Origin of the sequence: Mesorhizobium sp. M1E.F.Ca.ET.063.01.1.1, from assembly GCF_003998155.1 — a bacterium.
GTDB lineage: Bacteria > Pseudomonadota > Alphaproteobacteria > Rhizobiales > Rhizobiaceae > Mesorhizobium.
Genome location: NZ_RZSC01000290.1, coordinates 1 through 6,981 on the forward strand (window position 1 = coordinate 1; position 6,981 = coordinate 6,981).

The 6,981-nt window shown below is 65.1% G+C and carries 8 protein-coding genes; 5 read left to right on the plus strand and 3 right to left on the minus strand.

The features are described from left to right. From EOA29_RS20005 to nhaA, 4 genes are all read left to right on the plus strand, one after another. Nucleotides 1-565: ATP-dependent helicase C-terminal domain-containing protein (locus tag EOA29_RS20005; protein WP_281061096.1), on the plus strand; the 565-nt coding region annotated here is incomplete at its 5' end. 189 nt (nucleotides 566-754) lie between these two features. Then, on the plus strand, nucleotides 755-2,080 hold the full coding sequence (locus tag EOA29_RS20010; RefSeq protein WP_126090522.1) for an ActS/PrrB/RegB family redox-sensitive histidine kinase: 1,326 nt from the start codon (nucleotides 755-757) through the stop codon (nucleotides 2,078-2,080). Nucleotides 2,081-2,185: 105 nt separating this feature from the next. Beyond that, nucleotides 2,186-2,749: an ActR/PrrA/RegA family redox response regulator transcription factor gene (locus EOA29_RS20015; RefSeq protein ID WP_040974834.1), complete on the plus strand. Its 564-nt coding sequence runs from the start codon at nucleotides 2,186-2,188 to the stop codon at nucleotides 2,747-2,749. 78 nt (nucleotides 2,750-2,827) lie between these two features. After that, a complete protein-coding gene (gene nhaA / locus EOA29_RS20020) occupies nucleotides 2,828-4,015 on the plus strand; it encodes a Na+/H+ antiporter NhaA (RefSeq protein ID WP_126090521.1) in 1,188 nt (395 codons plus the stop codon). A gap of 244 nt (nucleotides 4,016-4,259) precedes the next feature. Here nhaA and EOA29_RS20025 read toward each other — a convergent pair whose 3' ends face one another. From EOA29_RS20025 to cueR, 3 genes are all read right to left on the minus strand, one after another. After that, the gene (locus EOA29_RS20025; RefSeq protein ID WP_126090520.1) at nucleotides 4,260-4,760 is read right to left on the minus strand and encodes an MmcB family DNA repair protein; all 501 of its coding nucleotides are present in this window, start codon (nucleotides 4,758-4,760) and stop codon (nucleotides 4,260-4,262) included. A 638-nt stretch (nucleotides 4,761-5,398) separates the two neighbouring features. After that, nucleotides 5,399-5,698: a DUF1330 domain-containing protein gene (locus EOA29_RS20030; RefSeq protein ID WP_126090519.1), complete on the minus strand. Its 300-nt coding sequence runs from the start codon at nucleotides 5,696-5,698 to the stop codon at nucleotides 5,399-5,401. Between the two features lie 86 nt (nucleotides 5,699-5,784). Beyond that, complete coding sequence (cueR, locus tag EOA29_RS20035; RefSeq protein ID WP_126090518.1) at nucleotides 5,785-6,174, minus strand: Cu(I)-responsive transcriptional regulator; 390 nt, start codon at nucleotides 6,172-6,174, stop codon at nucleotides 5,785-5,787. Nucleotides 6,175-6,399: 225 nt separating this feature from the next. Here cueR and EOA29_RS20040 point away from each other — a divergent pair. After that, on the plus strand, nucleotides 6,400-6,981 hold a 582-nt coding region (locus EOA29_RS20040; protein ID WP_145969717.1), incomplete at its 3' end, for a L,D-transpeptidase.

Below are 6,981 nucleotides of genomic sequence, written 5' to 3' on the forward strand. Positions count from 1 at the left end.
GTCACTGCTCGACTGGGGCAAGGGGGGAGAGACGCTGCGCCAGCGGCTGGGCTGGCTCAATCGCGGCCTCGGCGCACCTTGGCCCGATGTCTCGGACCAGGCGCTGCTCGACCGCCTCGACGACTGGTTGCTGCCCTTCCTCGCTGGCGACGCCTCTTTCGCGGCGATCAAGCCGAGCGTGCTCGCGGCGGGACTGATGTCGCTGGTTCCGCACGACCTGCAGCGCAAGGTCGATGCGTTGGCGCCGACCCATTTCGGCGCGCCCTCGGGCAGCCACGTGCCGATCCGCTATGACGGCGAATGGCCGGTGCTGGCCATCCGCGTGCAGGAGCTGTTCGGCCTCGACCGCCATCCGGCGATCGCGGGCGGCACGGTGCCGCTGACGCTCGAACTCTTGTCGCCGGCGCATCGCCCGATCCAGACGACGCGCGACCTCCCCGGCTTCTGGCGCGGCTCCTGGGCGGATGTGCGCACCGACATGCGCGGCCGTTATCCGAAACATGTCTGGCCGGAAAACCCGCTGCTGGCGGCGGCCACCAGCCGTGCCAAGCCGCGGGGGACGTAGCCTTGCGCAGAATTGGCGCAGACGCTCATCGCTCCGCCCGTGGATGACGAAGTCGCGAGGGGCCTCGGCCAATCCCGAATGTTCATGATGTTGAACCGAGACGAACGGTGAAACACCGGGCTGCCAACCGGGTAAGTCACCTTCACAGCGCTACTAGCGCTCACCCTCCTGCGGCTATAATCGTAAGTCATGATCAACATTCTGCGCGCGCCCGATTCCCAGCAGAGCCAGCGGCTGCGGCTCAACACGCTGATCCGCCTGCGCTGGCTCGCCATCGTCGGCCAGAGCATTGCGGTGCTCGTCGTCGCCTACGGGCTGAAATTCCCGCTGCCGGTCTCGATGTGCTTCGCGCTCATCGCCTGCTCGGCCTGGATGAACCTCTGGCTGACCTTCCGCTATCCGGCGGCGCACCGGCTGGGTCCGCTCGCGGCCTTCGCCATCCTGACTTTCGACAGCCTGCAGCTCGCCGGGCTGCTCTACATGACCGGCGGCCTGACCAATCCGTTCTCGGTCCTGCTCTCCGTGCCGGTGGTCATCTCCGCCGCGTCGCTGCCGCTGCGCTTCACGGCGATGCTCGGCGTGCTGGTCATCGTGGCGGCAACGCTGCTGGTGTTCTTCCATCTGCCACTGCCCTGGTACGAGAATGCGCCGCTGCCGATGCCGTTCATTTATGTCGCCGGCATGTGGATGGCCGTGTTCGCCTCGATCGCCTTCACCGCCATCTACGCTTTCCGCGTCGCGGCGGAGGCGCGCCTGCTCGCCAATGCGCTCGCCGCCACCGAGCTGGTGCTGCAGCGCGAGCAGCATCTTTCCGCGCTGGACGGGCTCGCGGCGGCAGCCGCGCACGAGCTCGGCACGCCTCTGGCCACCATCACGGTCGTCGCCAAGGAAATGGAAAAGGCGCTCGGCAAGGATCCGAAATTCGGCGAGGACGTGAAGCTCTTACGCTCGCAGAGCGAGCGTTGCCGCGAGATCCTGAAGCGGCTGACCAGCCTGTCCTCGGAAGGCGAGGCGCACCTGTCGCGCCTGCCGCTGACCTCGCTGGTCGAGGAGGTGACGGCGCCGCACCGCGATTTCGGCATCTCGATCCGGCTACGTCCCGGCGAGCGCATCGGCCCGGAGCCGGTCGGGCAGCGCAGCCCCGGCGTCATCTACGGGCTCGGCAACCTGGTCGAGAACGCCGTCGACTTCGCCAAGAAGACCGTCACCATCGGCTGGAACTGGGATGAGACCGAGGTTTCCTTTTCCATCACCGACGACGGACCAGGCTTCCCGCCGGAGATCATCGACCGCATCGGCGAGCCCTATATGTCGACACGCCAGGGGACCGAGGCCGGCGGCGGCCTTGGCCTCGGGCTGTTCATCGCCAAGACCTTGCTGGAGCGTTCCGGCGCGACGCTCGACTTCCGCAATTCGAGCGGGCTCGGCGAGGGCGCGGTGGTGCAGATCACCTGGCCGCGCAGCGTCTTTCTCAATCCCCAGCAGCTGTCGGGGACCATGTTCGACAACGCCTGAGCCTTGCGTTTGCCGCATGGCAGCTTTGTTGCCGGCTGTAAAAATTGGACAATGCTGTTGCGGAATTGTATCTGCGTAAAAGTAAGGCAGTAGGATGCTGACGAAATGAGCGCAGAAGAACCCACCGGCGCAATGGTTGAGGGCGAGGACACCTCGTTGCTGATCGTCGACGACGACAAGCCGTTCCTCACCCGGCTTGCCCGCGCCATGGAAACCAGGGGCTTCGCGGTCGAGACGGCGGAGAGCGTGGAGGAGGCCGTCGCCAAGGCGCGCGCCCGTCCGCCCGCCTATGCGGTGGTCGACATGCGCCTCGGCGACGGCAACGGCCTCGACGTGGTCGCCGCCATCCGCGAGAAGCGCGACGATTCCCGCACCATCATCCTGACCGGCTATGGCAACATCGCCACCGCGGTGACGGCGGTGAAGCTCGGCGCCGTCGACTATCTGTCGAAGCCGGCCGACGCCGACGACGTCTTCGCCGCGCTCACCCGCACCGCCGGCGAGCGCGCGGCGCCGCCCGAAAACCCTATGTCGGCCGACCGCGTGCGCTGGGAACACATCCAGCGCGTCTATGAAATGTGCGACCGCAACGTCTCCGAGACCGCGCGCCGGCTCAACATGCATCGCCGCACCTTGCAGCGTATCCTCGCCAAGCGCGCGCCGCGTTAACACGCTTGCGTCGCCAAAGACGCTTACGCATCATCCGACAACAGGATTCCGGCCCGTTGGCCGTGTGACGGAGGCGATATGCGCGACGAGCGGCCGAGATCGATCCTTCGTGAATTCCTCGACGGCGAGGCGGCCGGCGGCATCATCCTGATGGCGGCAGCGGCGCTGGCTCTGATCGTCGCCAACTCGCCGCTCTCCGAAACCTATTTCGCCGTCCTCCACGGCTATCTCGGACCGCTCAGCGTCTCGCATTGGATCAATGACGGGCTGATGGCGGTGTTCTTCCTGCTGGTCGGCCTCGAGATCAAGCGCGAGATGCTGGACGGCCAGCTCTCGACCTGGCCTCGCCGCGTGCTGCCCGGCATCGCCGCCGCCGGCGGCATGCTGGTTCCGGCGCTGGTCTATGTCTTGATCAACCGCGACAGTCCGGCGGCGCTGTCCGGCTGGGCGATCCCGACCGCCACCGACATCGCCTTCGCACTCGGCGTGCTCTCGCTGCTCGGCAGCCGGGTGCCGGCGTCGCTGAAAGTGTTCCTCACCGCCTTGGCCATCATCGACGATCTCGGCGCCGTCATCATCATTGCTTTGTTTTATACCAGCGGCCTGTCGCTCGCCTATCTGGCGGCGGCCTTCGCGGCCATCGCCGTGCTGATCGCGCTCAACCGCGTGCGCGTGATGAATCTCGTGCCCTATCTCGTGATCGGCGCGCTGCTGTGGGTGCTGGTGCTGAAGTCGGGCGTGCATGCCACGTTGGCCGGCGTGGCGCTGGCGCTCACCATTCCGCTCGAGCGCTCGCCCGGCATCGGCCACGATGTCGAGCATTCGCCGCTGCACCGGCTGGAACATGGCCTGCACAAGCTCGTGCCCTTCATCGTCATCCCGATCTTCGGCTTCGCCAATGCCGGCGTCTCGCTCGGCGGCCTGAGCGTCGCCGCGCTCGTCGAGCCGCTGACGCTGGGCGTCGCCGCCGGCCTCGTTGTCGGCAAGCTGGTCGGCGTCTTCGGCTCCTCGGCCATCGCCATTCGGCTCGGCCTCGCCGACCTGCCGGTCAATTCCGGCTGGCTGCATATGCTTGGCATTTCGCTTCTGTGCGGCATCGGCTTCACCATGAGCCTGTTCATCGGCCTGCTCGCCTTCGCCGGTGACGCAGCGCTTCAGGACGCGGTGAAGGTCGGCATCCTCGCGGGTTCGCTGATTGCCGCGCTGTTCGGCGCCGCCGTGCTGCTCACGGCGCCGGCGGCAGGTGAGGAGGAGGAAGTGGAGTAGGCCAGGCCGCAACGCCGCCCGTTTTCCTCGCCCCCGCGAAGGCGGGGGGGTGGCCCGGCGAAGCCGGGACGGAGCGGGGGACGCCCTCCGCGACGCCAAACCCCGGCGCAAGAAGGGCATAAGACCAGCCGCGATACGAAGCTCATAGAGGCTTCGAGACAACTCCCAGACGCCGCGCTGACCCCTCTCCGTCCCGGCTTGGCCGGGCCACCTCTCCCCACTGCGTGGGGCGAGGAACTGGGCGCTACTCGCTCTCGCCGTCCAGCGCCGGCACCGCCACACCGGCAAGCTCCGCCGCCAGAAGGCGCGCAGCGCCGGCGCGGGCGATCCTGAGCATCAGCGCCTTGCGCGTCGCGGCCGCCATGCGGTGCTCCGGCGCATCGCGCAGGATCTCGGCGCCATAGCCGTCGGAGAGGATGAAGCCGCATTCCTCCGGAAAGATCTCCTGCGGCACGCCCGGATGGGTGGCGAAGAAGAAGCGGTCGGAATGCAGCCGATAGTCCGGCCATTTGCGGTCGACGCGGAAATCCTCGATCGAGGACTTGATCTCGATGATCCAGATGTCGCCCTGCCGGGTCAGCGCGACGAGGTCGGCGCGGCGCCCGGTGGCGAGCGACAGTTCCGGCAGCACATGCGCGCCCATTTCGCGGAGCAAGCGCTGTACGCCGCGCCGCACCAGCATGGCGCGCTCCGACTGGCGGCCGTCGATCAGCGGGTTGAGGGGAATCGGGGAGACGATAGGCATGGCAGCACCATGCCAGATTTTGTTCACGGTTTGAACCCGCTTCTTATCTGGTTGACGGACCCCGACGGACCTATGCGGCCGACAGTGCGACTTCGGGCCCAAGATTAGATATCACTAATATGTTATGCGTAAATGCGAGGGGATTTCCATGTACCACCGAGGAAGACACGTCGCATGGGTTTGGCTTGCCTTGGTTGGCGATGCAGACGCTCACGATTGGTACACAGGCAAGGCTGACCCTGTTATGCGATATGACTGTTGTGGGGGCAAGGATTGCCACCCGATCGACCCCAGTGATGTCAGGGCGACAAAGGATGGGTATTACGTCAGGGTGCCGCGCCCGACCTACATGAATGAACCGCAGGAAGCGGAATGGTTCATCCCAAGCGAGCGAGTCCAGACCGCGCCGGATGACCGATACCATATCTGCGAACGTTTGATGACGTTTTACCGGACGATCACGCCACATATGAAGTTCGAGGCGTATCAGAGATACGGATGGACCTGCTTCTTCGTGCCCATGGGCACAGGCTCAATCACGACTGAGCGCTAGAACTTAATTTACTGGTCCTGTCCCGTCACAGGGATGAATGCGAGTATTGTCAGACGGGTATGTGCCCGACTGTAGAGCCCTTCATTCAGGCTCCCCCGAGGTCTCCTTCGAAGATGAGAAGGACACGGTTTGACGCCCGCAGCGCAAACCGCCGGGCTTCGTCGTAGGCCGGGTCGTCGTAGCAGGCCTTGGCCATTTCCAGTGACGGGAATTCGACGACAACCACCCGGCCGGCATCGCGCGCCTCTACCAGCAAGGGTGGCTCTTTGGTGGGATTGCTGCGCGCCTGATACTTCTCGCCGATAGGCTTCCACAGCCTGGCGTATTCGGCTTGCGCTTCCTGATCCGAAATCTCGGTGCCGACGATGAGCCAGTATCCCTTCACGGTGAAGCACTCCTGCCGCTGAGTTGTTGCTGGCCAGAGAGCTAAGACAGGGATGGGACACTTGTCCAGGTTCTGGCCACGGCGCCTCAGGCCGCTCCCGCCATATCATCCAAAATCGGACACTCCGGCCGTTCGTCACCATGGCAGGCGTGGATCAGCTTCTGCAGCGTCGCGCGCATCGACTGCAGCTCGCGCACCTTTTCCTCGATTGCCTTCACATGGGCGGCGGCGATTTCGCGCACGTCGTGGCTGGCGCGGTCGCGATCCTGATAGAGCGCCATGAGCTGCCTGCAATCGTCGATTGAAAAGCCGAGGTTGCGCGCCCGGCGCAGGAAAGCCAGCCGGTGGACGTCGTCGCCGGAATAATCGCGGTAGCCGTTCTCGGCCCTGGCAGGCCGGATCAGGCCGATCTCCTCATAATAGCGTATGGTCTTGGCCGGCAGTCCGGAACGCTCGGCGGCATCACCGACATTCATGGCGCACTCCTTGGTCTCCGATGGGCCTTGAGCGGCCCCATTGATTTTGCTTCACAATCCTGTCAGCCCTGTTGCCGAAATGCCGCAGTTCGGCACTTACCGGCGGGTAAAGCCTTGCATATAGGCACCTCGCGCTTGGCAAGCAAAAGAAATGCCAGCATGAATGATGGCGACAAGGCGGCCGACTCGTGCCGCTGATATTTGGGCAGGGCGTCGGACCTATTCATGCGCTTGAAGTCACTTGCAATCCTCGCTGCTCTTGCGCTTTCGGCCGCGGTCAGCGGCTGCAGCACGATCGGCTCGCAGCTCTTCACCAACAACTATGGCGCGATGACCGACGCCGGCTACCAGCTGCCGCGCGTCCCGATCGAGAAGGTGCCGGCGCGCTTTCACCGGCAGGAAGTGCGCTACGACTCCTCGGAGAAGCCGGGCACCATCATCGTCGACACCCAGAACAAGTTCCTCTACTTCATCGAGGGTGACGGCATGGCGATGCGCTATGGCATCGGCGTCGGCCGCGAGGGCTTCGAATGGCACGGCACCGCCCATATCGCGCTGAAGCGCGAATGGCCGACCTGGACGCCGCCTTCGCAGATGATCAGGCGCCAGCCCGAGCTCGCCAAGTTCGCCGGCGGCATGGAGCCGGGCCTGAAGAACCCGCTCGGCGCGCGCGCCATGTATCTGTTCAACAAGGGCGGCGACATGGGCTACCGCCTGCATGGCAGCCCGGAATGGTTCTCGATCGGCAAGGCGATGTCGTCGGGCTGCATCCGCCTGATGAACCAGGACATTATCGATCTCTACGAC